Raw genomic sequence first — 17,230 nt, forward strand, 5'->3', positions numbered from 1 at the left:
GGGGCTGCCGTTCCGTCGCTTGCCGTATTGCTTAGACGCGGGCAAAGGCGCGGCCTGCGGCGCGGATCGTGTGTTCAATCATCTCGTCGTTGTGGGCGATGGAGACGAAGCCGGCTTCGTAGGCGGACGGCGCGAAATAGATGCCCTCGTCCAGCATGGCGTGGAAGAAGCGCTTGAAGCGCTCGATGTCGCAACGGGTGGCTTCGGCATAGGACTTGGGCGCCTGGCCGCTGAAGTAGAAGCCGAACATGCCGCCCACGCTGTCGGTGGACAGCGTGACGCCGGCGTTCTTGGCCTCATCGGCCAGGCCTTGCGCCAGGCGCGCGGTGCGGCGGGACAGCGTCTCGTAGAAGCCGGGTTGCTGGATCAATTTCAGCGTGGCCATGCCGGCGGCGACGGACAGCGGGTTGCCGGACAAGGTGCCGGCCTGGTAGACGGTGCCCAGCGGGGCGATCTTGCCCATGATGTCGGCGCGGCCGCCGAAGGCTGCCAGCGGCATGCCGCCGCCGACCACCTTGCCCAGCGTGGTCAGGTCCGGGGTGATGCCGTGCAGGCCCTGCGCGCATTCCTTGGCCACGCGGAAGCCGGTCATCACTTCGTCGTAGATCAGCACCGCGCCGTGCCGCTCGGTCAGGCTGCGCAGCGTTTTGACGAACTCGGCCGACGGTTGGATCAGATTCATATTGCCGGCGATCGGCTCCAGGATGACGCAGGCGATCTTGTCGCCGATCTCGGCGAAAGTGCGCGCCAGCTGTTCCACGTCGTTGTACTGCAGCACCAGCGTGTGTTGGGTGAAGTCCGCCGGCACGCCGCCGGACGACGGGTTGCCGAAGGTCAGCAGGCCGGAGCCGGCCTTGACCAGCAGGCTGTCGGAGTGGCCGTGGTAGCAGCCCTCGAACTTGACGATCAGATCGCGGCCGGTGAAGCCGCGCGCCAGGCGGATGGCGGTCATAGTCGCCTCGGTGCCGGACGACACCAGTCGCACCTGCTCCACCGACGGCAGCAGCTTGCAGATTTCCTCGGCGATCACCACTTCGCCTTCGGTCGGCGCGCCGAAGGACAGGCCGCCGACGGCCGCGTCCTGCACCGCCTTCACCACCTCGGGGTGGGCATGGCCGACGATGGCCGGGCCCCAGGAACCGACGTAATCCAGATACTGTTTGCCGTCGGCGTCCCAGAAATAGGCGCCCTCGGCGCGGGCGACGAAGCGCGGCGTGCCGCCGACTTGGCCAAAGGCGCGCACCGGCGAGTTGACGCCGCCGGGGATCACTTTCTTGCCACGTTCGAACAGTTCCAGATTGCGGGACATGAGTTTTTCCTTGTCAGGCGGCGACAGCCGCTAAGTGAGAGGGCGCGGCGGCGCGATGTGGGCCGTCGGAACCCGGCCATTTTACCCGAGGCGGCGTGGGATGGGGCGACTTGTGGATAAAAACGGAAAAAGAGAATGGCTGTGGATAAGTGGAGTCCCCCTCTCTCGCCTGCCGGGAGAGAGGGGCTGGACTTACCAGCGGCTGAACGGGTGCTTGGACAGGTAGGCGTTGGTGAAGCGGCCATCGTGCGTCACCTCCTCGCCCAGCCAGGCCGGTTTGTCGAACGCGGTGTCCTCGCTCGGCAGCTCGATCTCGGCCAGCACCAGGCCGGCGTTGTCGCCGAAGAACTCGTCCACTTCCCACACAAAGCCGCCGTGCTCGATGCGGTGGCGCAGCTTGTCCACCACCATCGGGCACATCGCGCCCATGATGGTCTGCGCGTCGGCCAGCGGGATGGCGTACTCGAATTCATGGCGGGTGACCTCGCTGATATTGCCTTTCAGCGTCAGCCAGGCCTGCTGGCCCACCACGCGCACGCGCACGGTGCGTTCCTTCTCCACCGACAGATAACCCTGGCGGTACTGCACGCCAGGGGCCAGGCCGCGCCAGCTGTCGCCGTTGACGCGGAAGCGGCGTTCGATTTCCAGTGCCATGGCACCTTCCTTTTCAATTTACGGTTGGGGAGCCGGCGGCGGGCAGGCCGCCAGCGGCTCCAGATAGAAGGTGAGGCTGCTGCGCTGCGGCTCCACGCCGGCCTCCCGGCCATATGGATGCGCTTGCATCCACAGGCTGCCCAGCAGCATGCGGCCATCTTCCAGCGCCAGGTGGCTGTCCAGTTTCTGCAGGCCGGCATCATCGCGCCATTCCAGCGCCACGTTCAGAATCGGGCGGGTCAGGCCGCGATCGGCCTGCAGGCTGCCGGATACCGACAGGGTCGCCTCTTCCTCGTGCATGGCCCCGGCGAAGCGGCCGTTGGGCGTCAGGCACAAGGTCAATGGCTTCAGCGCTTCGCTGTCGCGTTCCACGATCAGTTTCAGCGCCGGCGGACGCGGCGGGGCGGCGGGCAGCTTAGGCGCTGCGAGGGCGGCGGCGGAGGCCAGCAGCAGGCCGGCGGCGAACAGGATTTTCATGGCGATTTCCCGGCTCAAAATGGCTTGACCACAACCAGGATCACCACCGCCAACAAGACCAGCACCGGCAGTTCGTTGAATACGCGGAACCAGACATGGCTCTTGCGGTTGCCGTGGTTGGCAAAATCGCGGTACAGCTTGCCGCAGTAGCCGTGATAGGCCACCAGCAGCGCCACCAGCGTCAGCTTGGCGTGCAGCCAGCCGCCGGCAATGCCGAAACCCAGCCACAGCGCCAGGCCGGTAGCCAAGGCCAGCGCGGCCAGCGGCGTCATGAAGCGCAGCAGTTTTCTCGCCATCAGCAGCAGGCGGTCGTATTCGGCCCCTGGCGATGCCATCGCCAGGTTGACGAACAACCGCGGCAGATAGAACAGGCCGGCAAACCAGGACACCACGAAGAAGATGTGGAAGGCTTTGAGGTACAGATAGCTCACGTTGGCTTTATCCAGTAGATGATGAGGGGCCGCGCAGACCGATCAGCTTGTCCCATGGGTCTTGCAGCGGGCACAGGCAGAGGCCGTTTTCGATGGCCATCGGGCCGCGGTACAGCGCTGACAAATGCCGGATGCATTGCTCGATCGAGGCATTCATGCCTGCGCCTCGTACTGACAGCGCAGCGCCTTCGGTAGTTTCCGCAATACCAGCTCGCGCGAGCCGGCGATGCCTTGGCGGATATCGTCCGGGCTCAGCGCGTCCGTCGACCACACCTGCACCCAGCGCGCCCGCGCCAGATACGGCGCCGGCCGCACGCCGGGCAGGCCGTTGGCCATCAGGAAGTCTTCGTCGGCCACCTTGTAGCTGAGCGCGTCGCGGCCGCACACCAGAAACATCTTGCCGCCTATGCTGACCACCCGTTCGCTGCCCCATTTGACGTCGAAGCTGGCGCCGGGGAGCGAGCAAGCGTATTCCAGCAGCGCGTCGAGCAGGGCGGGAGACAGGCCGGCCATCGCGCTCAGGCTTTGCGGCCGGCGGCCTGGTACAGCGGCCACACCTGCGGGATGTGGGCCTGCAGGTCGCGGATGCGGGTGGGGCCGGACGGGTGGGTGGACAGGAATTCCGGGCCGCTGCCGTTGCCGGCCGCCTGCATTTTCTGCCACACATTGACGGCGGCGTTGGGATCGTAGCCGGCGCGCGCCATCAGCTCCAGGCCCATGACGTCGGCTTCGGACTCCATGGTGCGGCTGTGCGGCTTGTTCAGCGTCACGTCGGTGACCATGGACGCCAGTTTCAGCTGATCGGCGCTGAAGCCGGCCAGCACGCCCACCAGCGACAGGCCCACTTGCTGCATATAGGCCTGGCTCATGTTCTCGCGCGTGTGCTCGCGCAGGGCGTGCGAGATCTCGTGGCCCAGCACCGCCGCCAGTTCGGCGTCGGTGAGCTTCAGCCGCTTGACGATGCCGGTGTAGACCATGATTTTGCCGCCGGCCATGGCGTAGGCGTTCATGTCGTCGGTGGTCAGCACGTTCACTTCCCAGCGCCAGTTGCGGGCGTCCGGGCGGAAGGCCGGCGTCTGGGCGATCAGCCGCTGCGAGATCAGGCGCACGCGCTTGGTCAGCGCGGCGTCGGTATTGAGCCGGCCGGCCGCGCGCGCCTGCTGCAGCTGCTGCGCGTAGGCCTGGGCCGACATCTGTTCCACGTCGCGGCTGGGCAACAGCATGCTCTGGCTGCGGTTGACGCCGACGGCGCCGCCCGAGGTGGTGACCACCTGGGCGCATGAGGCCAGAGCGGCGGCCAGCAGCGCGCCGCCCAGCCAGCGTTTCCAACGATTGCGCATCATGTTTGCCCGGTCAGATTTCCACCATCTGGAAGTCATCCTTGCGGGCATCGCAATCCGGACAGGTCCAGTTGGGCGGCAGGTCCTCCCAGCGGGTGCCCGGCGGAATGCCGTCTTCCGGGCGGCCGGCGGCCTCGTCGTAGATGAAACCGCAGATCAGACACATCCAAGTACGCATCGCTTCGCCCCCTTGATCGGATAAAATGGGTATTCTAAATCTTGCCAACGCAATAAGACAGAAGAGGTTCGCCCTTGACCACTCCCGCCACTCCTCCCATGGTGCTGACCCTGGCCGGTTCCGACCCGTCCGGCGGCGCCGGCATCCAGGCCGACATCCTGACGCTGGCCAGCCTGGGCTGCCATCCCCTGTCGGTGATCACCGCCATTACGGTGCAGGATACCGTCGGCGTCAATGATTTGATGGTGCTGGATTCGGACTGGGTCAACGATCAGGCCCGCTTCCTGATGGAAGACATGCCGGTGGCGGCGTTCAAGATCGGCATGCTGGGCAGCGTGGAAAACGTCGCCGTGGTGGCGCAGCTGATCGCCGACTACCCGGACATCCCGGTGGTGCTGGACCCGGTGCTGGCCAGCGGCGGCGGCCACGACCTGGCCGACGAGGACGTGATCTCGGCGATGCGCGACATGCTGATCCCGCAGGTGTCCATCCTGACGCCCAACAGCCTGGAAGCGCGCCGGCTGGCCAGCAACGATCCGGACGAGGACGAGGAGCTGACGCTGGATCAGTGCGCCGAGCGCATCATGGCGCTGGGCGTGCCCTATCTGCTGATCACGGGCACCCATGAAAATTCCAAGGAAGTGATCAACAGCCTGTACGGCCAGGACGGCGTGGTGCGTTCCGACCATTGGGAACGGCTGCCCGGCAGCTATCACGGCTCCGGCTGCACGCTGGCTTCGGCCATCGCCGGCATGCTGGCCACCGGCTTGTTGCTGCCGGAGGCGGTGCGCGAGGCCCAGGAATACACCTACCAGACGCTACTGAACGGCTTCCGTCCCGGCATGGGCCAGTTCCTGCCGGACCGCATGTTCTGGGCGCGCGGCGACGACGAGGAAGAGGCCGATGCCGCCAAGGGTTGAGGGGCTGTACGCCGTCACGCCGGACGGCCTGGACGACGCGCGTCTGTTTGAACTGGCGGCGGCGGCCCTGGCTGGCGACGCGCGCGCGCTGCAATACCGCGACAAGAGCGGCGACGCCGCGCGGCGGCTGCGTCAGGCGGCGGCTTTGCGCCGCCTGTGCGGCGAGCATGGCGCGCTGTTCATCGTCAACGACGATGTGGCGCTGGCGCTGCAAGTCGGCGCGGATGGCGTGCATCTGGGGCGGGACGATGGGGACATCGCCGCCGCGCGGGCCGCGCTGGGGCCGGACGCCGTGATCGGCGCTTCATGCTACAACCGGATCGAACTGGCGCGCGCGGCGCTGGCGGCCGGGGCCAGCTATGTGGCGTTTGGCGCGGTGTTTCCATCGCAAACCAAGCCTGAGGCCGTCGTCGCGCCGCTGGCGCTGTTTGCCGAGGCGGCGGCGCTGGGCGCGCAGACGGTGGCGATAGGCGGCATCACGCCGGCCAATGCGGCGCAGGTGGCGGCGGCCGGCGCGGGCGCCATCGCGGTGATAGGCGGCCTGTTCGACGCGCCGGACACCGGCGCGGCGGCGCGGGCGCTGGCTGGCTGCTTTACAGAACGGTGATGTCCGCCAGGCGGTAGGCCACCGCCCGGCTCTCCTGGCAGAACACGCGCGCCTGCACGGTAACCGCATGGCCTTTGAGCCGGGCCATGTCTTCCTGGCTCAGCGCCAGGCTGGAGACGCGCCGCGCGCCGCAGGCGCCGGCATCGTCAAGACGGATAGGTTGGCGCAGCTTGAGGTGGTAGGTCTCGGAAAACGTGCCTTCGGCCTTGCTACCGGCGGCGATGGGGCCGATGACGGTCCCGCTGAGGGTGATGGGGGCGGCGTGGTCGCCATCGACGCGAAGCAGCCGCCCGGCGCTATGGCCGGGCAGGCTGGCAGCCAGCATGAAGCCGGCCAGCACGGTACTGCAGAACTGACTCATCCCGATAGATCTTCTTGTGTCCGTTATTCTTGTTCAGACTTGGCACCATTTCACCAGCGTTCACTTTGTCGGACAATCGGGGTTATCCCCAATCCGTTTTCCCCAGAAAAAATCCCCCGCCATTTGGCGGGGGATTTTGTTTGATCGCAAGTTAGGCTTCAGGCATTGGCCTTGCGGTACAGCTCGATCAGGCGGCGGGTGGAGCAGTCGTGCTCGGCGTGCGACAGCTTGCCGGTCAGCTCGGCGTGGATGGTCTTGGCCAACTGCTTGCCCAGTTCCACGCCCCATTGGTCGAAGCTGTTGATGTGCCAGATCACGCCTTGGACGAAGATCTTGTGCTCGTACAGCGCGATCAGCGAGCCGAGGTTGCGCGGGTCGAGGCGGCTCATCAGCAGGGTGTTGGTCGGGCGGTTGCCGCCGAATACCTTGTGCGGCACCAGCGCTTCCAGCTCCTCGCCCTTCAGCCCCTGTTCGGTCAGCTCGGCGCGCACTTCCTCGGCGGTCTTGCCACGCATGAAGGCTTCGGCCTGGGCGAAGACATTGGCCAGCAGGATCTCGTGGTGGCCCGGCAGGCTGGAGCGGTTTTCCAGCGAGGCGATCAGGTCGATCGGCGAGATGTGGGTGCCCTGGTGCAAGAGCTGGAAGAAGGCGTGCTGGCCGTTGATGCCGGTTTCGCCCCAGATGATGGGGGCGGTTTCATAATTGACCGGCTGGCCGGACAGCGTCACCTGCTTGCCGTTGGACTCCATGTCCAGCTGCTGGATGAAGGCCGGCAGGCGGTGCAGGTACTGGTCGTACGGCGCGATCACATGGCTGCCGCCGCCGTAGTAGTTGATGTACCAGATGCCTATCATGGCCAGCAGCACCGGCATGTTCTGCTCGAACGGCGCGTTCATGAAGTGCTGGTCCATGATGTGGGCGCCGTTCAAGAGCTCTGTGAAGTTCTCCTCGCCCAGGTACAGCATGATGGGCAGGCCGATGGCCGACCACAGGCTGTAGCGGCCGCCCACCCAGTTCCAGAATTCGAACATATTGGCCGGATCGATGCCGAAGTCCGCCACCGCCTTCTGGTTGGTGGACACGGCGACGAAGTGCTTGGCTACCGATCCTTCGTCGCGCGAGTGCGACAGGAACCACTCGCGGGCGGTCAGGGCGTTGGTCAGCGTTTCCTGGGTGGTGAAGGTTTTGGACTCCACCACGAACAGCGTGGTCTCCGGGTGGACCTTCTTCAGCGTTTCCTTCAGCTGGGCGCCGTCCACATTGGAAACGAAGTGCATGTTCAGGCGCGGATGGCCAAACGGCTTCAGCGCGCTACAGACCATCAGCGGGCCGAGGTCGGAGCCGCCGATGCCGATGTTGACGATGTCGGTGATGGGCTGATTGGTGAAGCCCAGCCAGTCGCCGGAGCGCACGGCGTGGGCGAAGCGGCCCATCCGTTCCAGCACCGAATTGACCTGCGGCATCACGTCCTCGCCATCGACGATGATGGGCGAGTTGGTGCGGTTGCGCAGCGCGATGTGCAGCGCGGAGCGGTGCTCGGTGCGGTTGAGCTTCTCGCCCTTGAACATCGATTTGATGCGCGCCGGCAGGCCGGCTTCGCGCGCCAGCTCCATCAGGCCCATCAGCGTGGCGTCGGTGATGCGGTTCTTGGAATAGTCGAGGAACAGTCCGCCCACTTCCAGCGAGTAGCGCTCCGCTCGCTCCGGATCGGAGGCGAACAGGTCGCGCATGTGCAGGTGCTTGGCTTCGGCAAAGTGGTCCCACAGGGCTTGCCAGGCTGGGAGTTCGGTCAGTTCACTCATGATATCTCGTCCTATTCCGCTTGTTTATTGTCCAGCCTGCGGTTCTTCAGGCTGTGCTTGGTTTTTTCCAGCTGGCGGATCAGTCCCGGTCCGCGGCGCAGGGCCACGCTGACCGCCAGGATGTCTATCTGCACCAGATGCACGATGCGCGAAATCATCGGGCTGTAGGTTTCATTGTCTTCCAGCGTGTCGGCGATCAGCGACACGGTGGCGCGGCGCGCCAGCGGCGAGCCGCTGGTGGTCAGCGCGATGACTTTGGCGCCGGCGGACAGCGCCACGTCCACCGCTTCCAAGAGCTCCATGGTGCGGCCGGAGCTGGAAATCGCCACCAATACGTCGTCCGGGCCCAGCACCGACGCCGCCATCATCTGGATGTGGGTGTCGGAATACGCGACGGTGGGGATGCCGAAACGGAAGAACTTGTGCTGGGCGTCGGCGGCGATGATGCCGGAGTTGCCCAGGCCGTAGAATTCGATGCGATGGGCGTCGGTCAGCAGCCGCACGGCGGCTTCTATGGCCTGCGGGTTGACGTCGTTGCGGCACTTCAGCAGCGCCGACACGGTGTTGTCGAACACCTTGGCCACGATTTCGGACGTCGGGTCTTCCGGGCGCACGCTGGAGTGGACGTAGGGCACCCCGGTCACCAGGCTGCCGGCCAGCTTCAGCTTGAAATCGGGCAGGCCGGAACAGCCGACGGTGCGGCAGAAACGGATCACGGTGGGCTGGCTGACGCCTGCGCTCTTGGCGATGTCGGCCACGGCGGCCTGGATCACCGTGTAGGGCTGTTCCAGCACCAGCTCGGCCACTTTGCGCTCGGCCGAGGACAGCATCTCCAGTTGGCCACGGATGCGATCAAGCATGCATGTCTCCTGCTGAGCCGCCGCGAGGAGAGGTGGAAACGTCCACCGGGGAAGGGTCGCTGCGCGGCGCCAGATGGTCCGCCAGGTAGGCGGCCACGCCCTGCAGGGCGGGATAGGCGCTGGTGATCAGGTAAACCGGGATGTCGGCCAAATAGCTGGACATCCGTCCCTTGTCCTCGAAGCGGCGGCGAAATGGGGATTGTTCAAAAAAACCGCTTAGACGCGGCACAATACCACCACCTATGTATACCCCGCCACGGGCACCGAGCGTCAGGGCCAGATTTCCGGCGGCGGAGCCCAGCGCGCCGCAAAAGATTTCCAGGGTTTCGCGGCAGCGCGCGTCGCGCCCGGCCAGCCCTTGCGCGCTGATCCAGGACGGCTCGCGCGGGGCGTCGTCCTCGCCGTCGCGCTCGCACAGCGCCTGATGGATCAGGCTGATGCCGGGGCCGGACAGCAGGCGTTCGGTCGAGACATGGCCGAAGCGCGCGGCGGCGTAGCGCCAGACCACGGACTCGCGCTCATCCAGCGGCGCGAACGAGACATGGCCGCCTTCGCCGGCCAGCGCGCGCCAGCCGCCGGGGTGCGGCACCAGCGCCGACACGCCGAGGCCGGTGCCGGGGCCGATCAGCGCCAGCGGCGAGTCCGGCCGCGGCGCGCCGCCGCCGATTTGCGTCAGCTCCTTGGCGGGCAGCTTGGGCAAGGCCAGCGCCAGCGCGGTGAAGTCGTTCAGCAACAGCAAGGTGGACAAGCCCAGCGCGCGGCGCGCGGCTTCAATCGAAAACGACCAATGGCAATTGGTCATGGTCACCCGGTCGCCGTTCAGCGGATTGGCGATGCCGATGGCGGCATGGGCGACGCGGCGGGCGCCGGTTTGGGCCAGATAGTCGCGCAGCGCGTCTTCCAGCGTCGGGTAGCGCGCGGTGGGCAGCGTCAGGATGTCCTCGATGACGCCGGGGCCGGTTTCCAGCGCGAAACGTGCGTTGCTGCCGCCGACGTCGCCGAGCAGGCGCGGCCAGGTTTCAGGCAGACCAGTAGACATCGAGCGGCACCTTGTCTTGTGCCAGGAAGTAGCTGATCGGCAGCGTGTCGCTGACGGCGCGGCTGGCGGCTTCCAGTATTTCGCGCTTCTTGGCGCCCTGGATGGACAGGATCAGGCTGCCCGATTGCAGCAGCGCGGCGTAGCTCATCGATATGCGGCGGTGCGGCGCCGTCTGCGGCGTCACGGCGAGGATGGGGTGCGCGTTTGCCGGGTCCAGGCCGGCGGTCAGCTCCGGCGCGCCGGGGAATAGCGAGGCGGTGTGGCCGTCTTCGCCCATGCCCAGGATGGCGACGTCCGGCGCGACAAAGTCGCGGCAGGCGGCGGCCACTTCGGCGTCGATGTCCTTGGCTTCGCGCACCAGCGGCAGGAAGCGGGCCGGCGCGGCGCGGTTCTGCAGCAGATGGGCGCGGACCAGGCCGGCGTTGCTGTCCGGGTGGTCCGGCGCGACGAAGCGCTCATCCACCAGCGTGATGGTGATGCGTTTCCAGTCTATGGCCATTTCCGCCATCAACTGGAAGAACGGGATGGGCGATTTGCCGCCGGACACCGCCAGCACGGCGTTGCCGCGGCTTTCGATGGCGGCCGATAAACGCGAGGCCACGCTGTTGGCCAGGGCGTCGGTCTGTTGCTTGGCTTCCGGAAATTCCAACCAGTTCATGGGCGTACCTCGTTGATTTCTGTATAGGGCGGAAGCCCGGCGTGGCCGGGCGTTCCGCCGCAACGTGCCTGTCGCATGGAAAGCAAAAAGGCGGAACGCCCCCGCAGGGGGCTTCCGCCCTACCTTAACACTCCTCGTGCCAACTGATGCCGTCGCGCGACAGCAGCGCGCTGGACGCGGCCGGCCCCCAGCTGCCGGCGGTGTACTGCTTGGGCGGGTTGTTGGTGCTGGCGGCCCAGGTGTCCATGATCGGTTCCACCCAGCGCCAGGCTTCGATCAGCTCGTCGCGGCGCATGAACAGCGCCAGCTTGCCGCGGATCACGTCCAGCAGCAGGCGTTCGTAGGCGTCGGCGCGGCGCACCTTGAAGGCCTTGTAGAAGTCCAGGTCCAGGTAGGCCGGCTGCAGGCGCATGGTGTCGCCCGGTTCCTTGGCCAGGAAGTACAGGCGGATGCTTTCGTCCGGCTGCAGGCGGATCACCATGCGGTTGGCGTGGTGGCAGCCGCCCAGCGGGCCGGAAAACACTTGGTGCGGCACGTCGCGGAAGTTGATGACGATTTCCGCCAGACGTTCCTGCATGCGCTTGCCGGTGCGCAGGAAGAAGGGCACGCCGGCCCAGCGCCAGTTGTCGATCTCGGCCTTGATGGCGACGAAGGTCTCGGTCTGGCTGTGTTCCGGAATGCCGGCTTCTTCCAGATAACCCACCACCGGCTGGCCGCCCACGGCGCCGGCCTTGTACTGGCCGCGTACGGTCTTGGTGGCGACTTCCTGCTCCGTGAACGGGCGCAGCGCCTTCAGCACTTTCAGCTTCTCGTCGCGGACGGCGTCGGCTTCCAGGTTGGCCGGCGGCTCCATGGCCACGATGCACAACAGCTGCAGCAGGTGGTTCTGCACCATGTCGCGCAGCGCGCCGGTGCCGTCGTAGAAGTCGCCGCGGCTGCCCACGCCCAGTTCTTCGGAAATGGTGATCTGCACGTCGTGGATCCACTCGCGGCGCCACAGCGGCTCGAACAGCGCGTTGGCGAAGCGGATGGCCATCAGGTTTTGCACCGACTCCTTGCCCAGGTAGTGGTCGATCCGGTACAGCTGGTCTTCCTGGAAGAAGCGGGCCACGTCGTCGTTGATCTCGTTGGACGAGTCCAGGTCGGTGCCCAGCGGTTTTTCCAGCACCACGCGCACGTTGTCGCGGTTCAGGCCCACGGCGGCCAGGTTTTCGCAGATGCCGGCGAACAGGTTCGGCGCGGTGGCCAGGTAGCACACCACCACCTTGCCGGCGTCGTTGCCGATCTTCTCGGCCAGCGCCGGGAAGTCGGCCGCCTGCGAGGCGTCCACTTTCAGGTAGTCGATGCGGGCACAGAAGCTCTGCCAGGCCGCGGCGTCGAAGTGAGCCTTGATATGGATGCGGGATTGTTTCTCGACGGAAGCCAGGTAATCGTCGCGGCTCAAATCCTTGCGGCCCAGCGCCAGGATGCGGCCCTGCTCATTGAGCAGGCCGGCGGCGTGCGCCTGATAGAGGGAAGGCAGCAGCTTGCGCATGACCAGATCGCCGGCGCCGCCGAACAGCACCATGTCGAAGGCAGGGGTAGGGGTAGAACGAGTCTCCATCCTGATCTTCCATCTCGAAGTTTAATTAGATGTAGTTATATTACCATCCAGCCACTTGATGTCTACGGCAAAGCCGCGGACAGAGCCGCTTTTGCAACACCTTTTGCCTTGGCTCAAAATTTGGGGCGATTTGCTGGAAATCGTTCTTGGAAAAGAGGATAGTCGCCACTAGACGCCGCGGGCGCTACGTAGTTCGCCTTGCGTTTTGCGTGTAGTAAAACTACTATTTGCATCAATTCAACACGGAACGTCACCATGGCTTTGCATCCCACCCTGTCCGCCGTTACCGACCGCATCATTGCGCGCAGCCAGCCGCGCCGCAGCGCCTACTTGGCTCGCGTGCGCGCCGCTGCCCAGCAAGGCCGGGTGGAGCGGGCCCATCTGTCGTGCACCAACCTGGCCCACGCCTTCGCGGCGATGCCGGACACCGTCAAAATCCACCTGAAGGAAGAGCACCGCCCCAATCTGGCGATTGTGTCTTCCTACAATGACATGCTGTCGGCCCACCAGCCGCTGGCCGCCTTTCCGGCTTGGCTGAAGGAAGCCGCGCTGGCGGCCGGCGCCACCGCCCAGTTCGCCGGCGGCGTGCCGGCGATGTGCGACGGCGTCACCCAGGGCCAGCCCGGCATGGAGCTGTCGCTGTTCAGCCGCGACGTGATCGCCATGAGCACCGCCGTGGCGCTGTCGCACCAGATGTTCGACGCCGCCCTGTACCTGGGCGTGTGCGACAAGATTGTACCGGGCCTGATGATAGGCGCGCTGAGTTTCGGCCATCTGCCGGCGCTGTTTGTCCCGGCCGGTCCGATGACCACCGGCATCGCCAACGACGAAAAGGCCAAGGTGCGCCAGCTGTACGCCGAAGGCAAGGTGGGCCGCGACGCGCTGCTGGAATCGGAGTGCCAGTCTTACCACGGCCCCGGCACCTGTACCTTCTACGGCACCGCCAACTCCAACCAGATGCTGATGGAAATCATGGGCCTGCATCTGCCGGGCGCCGCCTTCGTCAACCCGAATACCCCGCTGCGCGAGGCGCTGACCCGCGCGGCCGCCGCCCAGGGCGCCAAGATCGCGGCCCAGGGCGAACAGTTCACCCCGGTGGGCGAGATGATCGATGAAAAATCCATCGTCAACGCCATCGTCGGCCTGTTGGCCACCGGCGGCTCCACCAACCACACCATGCACATCGTGGCCATCGCCCGCGCGGCCGGCATCGACGTCAACTGGGACGATTTCGACGAACTGTCGGCCATCATCCCGCTGCTGGTGCGCGCTTACCCCAACGGCAAGGCCGACGTGAACCACTTCCACGCCGCCGGCGGCATGGGTTTCGTGATCCGCGAACTGCTGTCCGCCGGCCTGCTGCACGAAGACGTGGGCACGGTGATGGGCCGCGGCCTGTCGCGTTACACGCAGGAACCATGGCTGGACAACGGCGAGCTGAAATGGCGCGACGCGCCGGCCGTCAGCGGCGACGACAGCGTGCTGCGCACGGCTGCCAATCCGTTCTCGGCCGATGGCGGCCTGAAGCTGATGGCCGGCAATATCGGGCGCGGCGTGATCAAGGTGTCGGCGGTGAAGGCCGAGCACCGCGTAGTGGAAGCCCCGGCCGTGGTATTCCACGACCAGAACGACATGCTGGCGGCCTTCAAGCGCGGCGAGCTGGAAAAAGACTTCGTCGCGGTGATCCGCTTCCAGGGCCCGCGCGCCAACGGCATGCCGGAACTGCACAAGCTGACCCCGGCGCTGACCATCCTGCAGGAGCGCGGCTTCAAAGTGGCGCTGGTGACTGACGGCCGCATGTCCGGCGCGTCCGGCAAAGTGCCGGCCGCCATCCATGTGTCGCCGGAAGCGCTGTCCGGCGGCGCCATCGGCAAGATCAAGGATGGCGACCTGATCCGCGTCAACGCCGAAACCGGCGAACTGGCGGCCCTGGTGGACTCCGCCGAATGGGCGGCGCGCGAGCAGGCCCAGGCCGATCTGTCGCACAATGAATACGGCATCGGCCGCGAGCTGTTTGCGGTGTTCCGCCACGTGGCCGACCATGCCGAGGCCGGCGCGATGAGCTTCCGCCATCCGGACTGGAACTGACCCGGTTAACCGATTTTGCAGCGCGCCGCGCGACCACGCGGTGCCCGCTAACAGGAGATTGAAATGGATGCTTTGACTGTATTGCGCCAAGGCCCGGTGGTGCCGGTGATCATCGTCAACGACGCCGCCGTGGCGGTGGACCTGGCCCACGCCCTGGTGGCCGGCGGCATCAAGGTGCTGGAAGTGACGCTACGCACCAAGGCCGCGCTGGCTGCCATGCGCCGCATGCGCGATGAAGTGCCGGAAGCCATCGTCGGCGCGGGCACCCTGCGCAACCGCGCCCAGCTGGAAGCGGCGGTGGACGCCGGCGCGCAATTCGGCATCAGCCCGGGCTTCACCGGCGAGCTGGCCTCGGCCGCGCGCGCGTCCAACCTGACGTTGATCCCCGGCATCGCCACGCCGTCCGAAGCCATGTGGGCGCAGGACGAAGGCTTCAACACGCTGAAGCTGTTCCCGGCCGAAGCCGTGGGCGGCGTCAAGCTGCTGAAGTCGCTGGCCAGCCCCTTCCCGGACCTGCGTTTCTGCCCGACCGGCGGCATCGACATCAAGAAGGCGCCGGAATACCTGGCCCTGCCCAATGTGCTGGCCGTAGGCGGCAGCTGGCTGACGCCGGACGACGCCATCGCCGCCCGCGATTGGGACCGCATCACCCAGCTGGCGCGCGAGGCAACCCAGCTGGCGCGCAGCTGACCAGCCTACCTGCCCAACACACTCCAACCGCCCTGCAGCCGCTGCTGCAGGGCGGTTTTCATTGTGCATGAGAATATATAAATAACGTTTTCAGCTAATTATTTTGTTCCAAATCTTTTTTGGGGAATTCACTCTAATCTTCCATGCCAGACTTGCGCAAAGAATTGTGAATTGCCGACTTGGCCATGGCGGGGATATGGCATTGCTGCAGGGAGGGCTTGGCAGGTGAGATTGTCTATTGGCTGCATTGTTTTTGGAAAATTGAACTAACTTTCGATTTTATGCATTCTTTTATGTGACTTATTTAATGATTTTTGATATATCTTGCTGTTTTTATTTTATGTTTCGCAGACAAGAATAGACAAAATTGTTGCGAAAATGCACGAAATAATGCCTGCGTGTTACAAACATTTTCCATTTTTATTTCATGCTGATACATTTTGTTTAATGCCTTGAGCATTAAACAAAAATAGTGGTCTGCAATCGAGAAAAGGGAAATGTGATGACACGGACGCAAGTTCCATGGCGTCTCAGCGCATTGGCGCTGGGCGTTGGCCTGATCGGCGCGCTGGCAGGATGCGGCGGCGGCGGCGGGGATAGTGGCACCAGCAATAGCAACACCAGCAATTTGGCGGGTAGCGGCAACCAACTGACACTGGATGTGTTTGGCGCGCGCGGGGGCACGCTGGCTGCTGCCAGCGGCAATTGCCCTGGTGGCGCAACGGTGAATTGGACCACTCCGGGCCAAGCGGCACCGGTGAGCGGTAATTATATTGATGATCCCAATCCGTCGCAGCCGCTCACTGTCAGCGTCAGTTGCGGCGGAGTGTCCGCCACTCAGACCTTGGCTCCGCAAAACGTGTTTGCCTCGTCTTCGGTTTTTGCCGTGACCAATCCCGATGGCACGCTGGCGGTATGGGGCAGCAGCCGTTTGGGCGGCGACACGTCGGTATTGAAGGTCCAGCCGCAAAATGTAGTTAAGGTGGTCGGTAGCGAGCGCGCCTGGGCTGCGTTGCAGTCCGATGGCACCGTGGTGACCTGGGGCCGCCCGGCTTCCGGCGGTAGCTATGCCGGCAAGGGCGGCGCGGGCAGCGCTGACTACACCGGCGCGGTGGCGCCCTTGAACAAGGTGAGCAATGTCTGGGCTGTCAAGCGCGGCTTTGTCGCGCTCAATGGCGACGGCAGCGGCACGGCCTGGGGCAATCTGGAACAGACTTTCGATGGCGAGGGTGGTTTTTCATCGATCGCCTCCTTCTTTACCCCTGCAACGTTGGCGCAATTCAGCAATATCGCCGACGTCAGCTATACCGAAGGCGCGGTGGCGGTGTTGAAGAAGGATGGAACGGTATTCGCCTTTGGCGATCCCGCCTCTGGCGGCGACACCACACCGGTAGCAGCCAAGCTGACCAATGTTGCCAAAATCTATGCCACAGATTACAGCTTCACTGCCTTGAAGAAGGACGGTAGCGTGGTGACTTGGGGTCAGAACTTCGATAACGCCACGACCGGTCTGTATGACGGCACCGAGCCGATGCCGCAGGCCAATCTTGCACTGCTCAGCAACAGCAATGTGATTGCCGCGCTGAGCCAGAACGGTGTGGTTTCCACCATTGGCACCACGATGTTCGACCGTGGGAGCGATTTGAGCGGTTTTAGTGGCGGCCTGGCCAATGTGGCCAAGGTGTTTGCCAGCAAGACAGCGTTTGCCGCGTTGAAGAAGGACGGAACCGTGGCTAGCTGGGGAGATTCCCAGCGTAATAATGTGGCCAATGTGCAAGCACAGCTTACCAATGTGCTGACTATCGCTGGCACAGAAACGGCCTTCGCCGCGCTGAAGGCTGATGGCACAGTGGTGACTTGGGGTGATGAAACCCGTGGCGGCGACAGCTCCGCAGTGCAGAGCCAGCTGAATAATGTGATTGCCCTGTTCTCCAATGACTATGCCTTTGCCGCGTTGAAGAAGGATGGCACTGTGGTCACCTGGGGTTCGCCCACGCATGGCGGCGACAGTTCGGCGGCGCAGGCCAAGCTGCGGAATATCCGCGCCATTTACAGCACGGGCTTGGGTGGTTTCCTGGCGGTGGCCAAGGATGGCAAGTTCGTTACCTGGGGCAGCCCGTTTGCAGGTGGTGGCCAAGCGCCAGCCAATCTGACCGCCATTCCATTCCTGAAGAGCTGAACGGCCCGCATAGCAAGTTGAAGGAGCTTTCCGT

Annotated in this window: 20 protein-coding genes; 5 read left to right on the plus strand and 15 right to left on the minus strand. The window is 64.9% G+C overall.

The annotated features are described in order from the left end of the window. Positions 1-31: 31 nt before the first annotated feature. The 8 genes from hemL to C2134_RS02480 all read right to left on the minus strand — a co-directional run bounded on the left by hemL (position 32) and on the right by C2134_RS02480 (position 4,389). On the minus strand, positions 32-1,309 hold the full coding sequence (hemL, locus tag C2134_RS02450) for a glutamate-1-semialdehyde 2,1-aminomutase (protein WP_103317277.1): 1,278 nt from the start codon (positions 1,307-1,309) through the stop codon (positions 32-34). Positions 1,310-1,501: 192 nt separating this feature from the next. Then, positions 1,502-1,963, minus strand: a complete 462-nt coding sequence (locus tag C2134_RS02455; protein ID WP_103317279.1) for a CYTH domain-containing protein — start codon at positions 1,961-1,963, stop codon at positions 1,502-1,504. 18 nt (positions 1,964-1,981) lie between these two features. Then, positions 1,982-2,440 (minus strand): hypothetical protein, encoded by a 459-nt coding sequence (locus tag C2134_RS02460; RefSeq protein ID WP_103317281.1) that lies wholly within the window; start codon positions 2,438-2,440, stop codon positions 1,982-1,984. A 14-nt stretch (positions 2,441-2,454) separates the two neighbouring features. Then, positions 2,455-2,871, minus strand: a complete 417-nt coding sequence (locus C2134_RS02465) for a CopD family protein (protein ID WP_103317283.1) — start codon at positions 2,869-2,871, stop codon at positions 2,455-2,457. A gap of 7 nt (positions 2,872-2,878) precedes the next feature. Continuing rightward, positions 2,879-3,028, minus strand: coding sequence for a VOC family protein (locus tag C2134_RS21440; RefSeq protein WP_158248676.1), 150 nt, complete (start codon positions 3,026-3,028; stop codon positions 2,879-2,881). Beyond that, the gene (locus C2134_RS02470) at positions 3,025-3,426 is read right to left on the minus strand and encodes an MmcQ/YjbR family DNA-binding protein (RefSeq protein ID WP_233196334.1); all 402 of its coding nucleotides are present in this window, start codon (positions 3,424-3,426) and stop codon (positions 3,025-3,027) included. Before C2134_RS02470 ends, C2134_RS21440 begins: the two co-directional genes overlap by 4 nt. Then, a complete protein-coding gene (locus tag C2134_RS02475; protein ID WP_233196335.1) occupies positions 3,390-4,214 on the minus strand; it encodes a M48 family metallopeptidase in 825 nt (274 codons plus the stop codon). The genes C2134_RS02470 and C2134_RS02475 overlap by 37 nt, the downstream gene beginning before the upstream one ends. Before the next feature lie 10 nt (positions 4,215-4,224). Continuing rightward, positions 4,225-4,389, minus strand: a complete 165-nt coding sequence (locus C2134_RS02480) for a rubredoxin (RefSeq protein ID WP_103317287.1) — start codon at positions 4,387-4,389, stop codon at positions 4,225-4,227. 74 nt (positions 4,390-4,463) lie between these two features. On the opposite strand from C2134_RS02480, the gene thiD reads away from it, so the two are divergent. Together thiD and thiE are read left to right on the plus strand one after the other, a co-directional pair. Beyond that, positions 4,464-5,309 carry a bifunctional hydroxymethylpyrimidine kinase/phosphomethylpyrimidine kinase gene (gene thiD / locus C2134_RS02485; RefSeq protein WP_103317289.1) on the plus strand — a complete coding sequence of 282 codons (846 nt, stop codon included), beginning with the start codon at positions 4,464-4,466 and terminating at the stop codon, positions 5,307-5,309. Continuing rightward, positions 5,293-5,916: a thiamine phosphate synthase gene (gene thiE, locus C2134_RS02490; protein WP_103317291.1), complete on the plus strand. Its 624-nt coding sequence runs from the start codon at positions 5,293-5,295 to the stop codon at positions 5,914-5,916. The genes thiD and thiE overlap by 17 nt, the downstream gene beginning before the upstream one ends. Here the strand turns inward: thiE and C2134_RS02495 are convergent. The 6 genes from C2134_RS02495 to zwf form a co-directional block, all read right to left on the minus strand. After that, positions 5,903-6,277 carry a hypothetical protein gene (locus tag C2134_RS02495; protein WP_103317293.1) on the minus strand — a complete coding sequence of 125 codons (375 nt, stop codon included), beginning with the start codon at positions 6,275-6,277 and terminating at the stop codon, positions 5,903-5,905. The two genes, thiE and C2134_RS02495, sit on opposite strands and share 14 nt — an antisense overlap. A gap of 158 nt (positions 6,278-6,435) precedes the next feature. Further along, on the minus strand, positions 6,436-8,079 hold the full coding sequence (gene pgi / locus C2134_RS02500; RefSeq protein ID WP_103317295.1) for a glucose-6-phosphate isomerase: 1,644 nt from the start codon (positions 8,077-8,079) through the stop codon (positions 6,436-6,438). An 11-nt stretch (positions 8,080-8,090) separates the two neighbouring features. Beyond that, on the minus strand, positions 8,091-8,939 hold the full coding sequence (gene hexR, locus C2134_RS02505) for a transcriptional regulator HexR (RefSeq protein WP_043627289.1): 849 nt from the start codon (positions 8,937-8,939) through the stop codon (positions 8,091-8,093). Further along, positions 8,932-9,978, minus strand: coding sequence for a glucokinase (locus tag C2134_RS02510; RefSeq protein WP_103317297.1), 1,047 nt, complete (start codon positions 9,976-9,978; stop codon positions 8,932-8,934). The genes hexR and C2134_RS02510 overlap by 8 nt, the downstream gene beginning before the upstream one ends. Further along, the gene (pgl, locus tag C2134_RS02515; RefSeq protein ID WP_103317299.1) at positions 9,959-10,636 is read right to left on the minus strand and encodes a 6-phosphogluconolactonase; all 678 of its coding nucleotides are present in this window, start codon (positions 10,634-10,636) and stop codon (positions 9,959-9,961) included. Before pgl ends, C2134_RS02510 begins: the two co-directional genes overlap by 20 nt. Before the next feature lie 124 nt (positions 10,637-10,760). After that, positions 10,761-12,239, minus strand: coding sequence for a glucose-6-phosphate dehydrogenase (zwf, locus tag C2134_RS02520; protein WP_103317301.1), 1,479 nt, complete (start codon positions 12,237-12,239; stop codon positions 10,761-10,763). A 255-nt stretch (positions 12,240-12,494) separates the two neighbouring features. Here zwf and edd point away from each other — a divergent pair, with 255 nt between their 5' ends. Further along, complete coding sequence (gene edd / locus C2134_RS02525) at positions 12,495-14,327, plus strand: phosphogluconate dehydratase (RefSeq protein ID WP_103317302.1); 1,833 nt, start codon at positions 12,495-12,497, stop codon at positions 14,325-14,327. A 63-nt stretch (positions 14,328-14,390) separates the two neighbouring features. Then, entirely contained in the window at positions 14,391-15,017 is a 627-nt protein-coding gene (locus C2134_RS02530; RefSeq protein ID WP_103317304.1) for a bifunctional 4-hydroxy-2-oxoglutarate aldolase/2-dehydro-3-deoxy-phosphogluconate aldolase, read from the plus strand. A 304-nt stretch (positions 15,018-15,321) separates the two neighbouring features. Here C2134_RS02530 and C2134_RS21085 read toward each other — a convergent pair whose 3' ends face one another. Beyond that, a complete protein-coding gene (locus C2134_RS21085) occupies positions 15,322-15,666 on the minus strand; it encodes a hypothetical protein (protein WP_146042063.1) in 345 nt (114 codons plus the stop codon). Positions 15,667-15,774: 108 nt separating this feature from the next. Between C2134_RS21085 and C2134_RS02535 the strand changes: the two genes are divergently transcribed. Beyond that, positions 15,775-17,196 carry an RCC1 domain-containing protein gene (locus tag C2134_RS02535; protein ID WP_146042064.1) on the plus strand — a complete coding sequence of 474 codons (1,422 nt, stop codon included), beginning with the start codon at positions 15,775-15,777 and terminating at the stop codon, positions 17,194-17,196. Positions 17,197-17,230 lie beyond the last annotated feature (34 nt).

Origin of the sequence: Chromobacterium sinusclupearum (assembly GCF_002902845.1) — a bacterium.
GTDB classification, from domain to species: Bacteria; Pseudomonadota; Gammaproteobacteria; order Burkholderiales; family Chromobacteriaceae; genus Chromobacterium; species Chromobacterium sinusclupearum.

Bases quoted from the DNA above. Each gene is read 5' to 3' on its own strand.
- hemL (WP_103317277.1), bottom strand. From the start codon at position 1,309: ATGTCCCGCAATCTGGAACTGTTCGAACGTGGCAAGAAAGTGATCCCC.
- C2134_RS02455 (WP_103317279.1), bottom strand. From the start codon at position 1,963: ATGGCACTGGAAATCGAACGCCGCTTCCGCGTCAACGGCGACAGCTGG.
- C2134_RS02460 (WP_103317281.1), bottom strand. From the start codon at position 2,440: ATGAAAATCCTGTTCGCCGCCGGCCTGCTGCTGGCCTCCGCCGCCGCC.
- C2134_RS21440 (WP_158248676.1), bottom strand. From the start codon at position 3,028: ATGAATGCCTCGATCGAGCAATGCATCCGGCATTTGTCAGCGCTGTAC.
- C2134_RS02475 (WP_233196335.1), bottom strand. From the start codon at position 4,214: ATGATGCGCAATCGTTGGAAACGCTGGCTGGGCGGCGCGCTGCTGGCC.
- C2134_RS02480 (WP_103317287.1), bottom strand. From the start codon at position 4,389: ATGCGTACTTGGATGTGTCTGATCTGCGGTTTCATCTACGACGAGGCC.
- thiE (WP_103317291.1), top strand. From the start codon at position 5,293: ATGCCGCCAAGGGTTGAGGGGCTGTACGCCGTCACGCCGGACGGCCTG.
- C2134_RS02495 (WP_103317293.1), bottom strand. From the start codon at position 6,277: ATGAGTCAGTTCTGCAGTACCGTGCTGGCCGGCTTCATGCTGGCTGCC.
- pgi (WP_103317295.1), bottom strand. From the start codon at position 8,079: ATGAGTGAACTGACCGAACTCCCAGCCTGGCAAGCCCTGTGGGACCAC.
- hexR (WP_043627289.1), bottom strand. From the start codon at position 8,939: ATGCTTGATCGCATCCGTGGCCAACTGGAGATGCTGTCCTCGGCCGAG.
- C2134_RS02510 (WP_103317297.1), bottom strand. From the start codon at position 9,978: ATGTCTACTGGTCTGCCTGAAACCTGGCCGCGCCTGCTCGGCGACGTC.
- pgl (WP_103317299.1), bottom strand. From the start codon at position 10,636: ATGAACTGGTTGGAATTTCCGGAAGCCAAGCAACAGACCGACGCCCTG.
- zwf (WP_103317301.1), bottom strand. From the start codon at position 12,239: ATGGAGACTCGTTCTACCCCTACCCCTGCCTTCGACATGGTGCTGTTC.
- edd (WP_103317302.1), top strand. From the start codon at position 12,495: ATGGCTTTGCATCCCACCCTGTCCGCCGTTACCGACCGCATCATTGCG.
- C2134_RS02530 (WP_103317304.1), top strand. From the start codon at position 14,391: ATGGATGCTTTGACTGTATTGCGCCAAGGCCCGGTGGTGCCGGTGATC.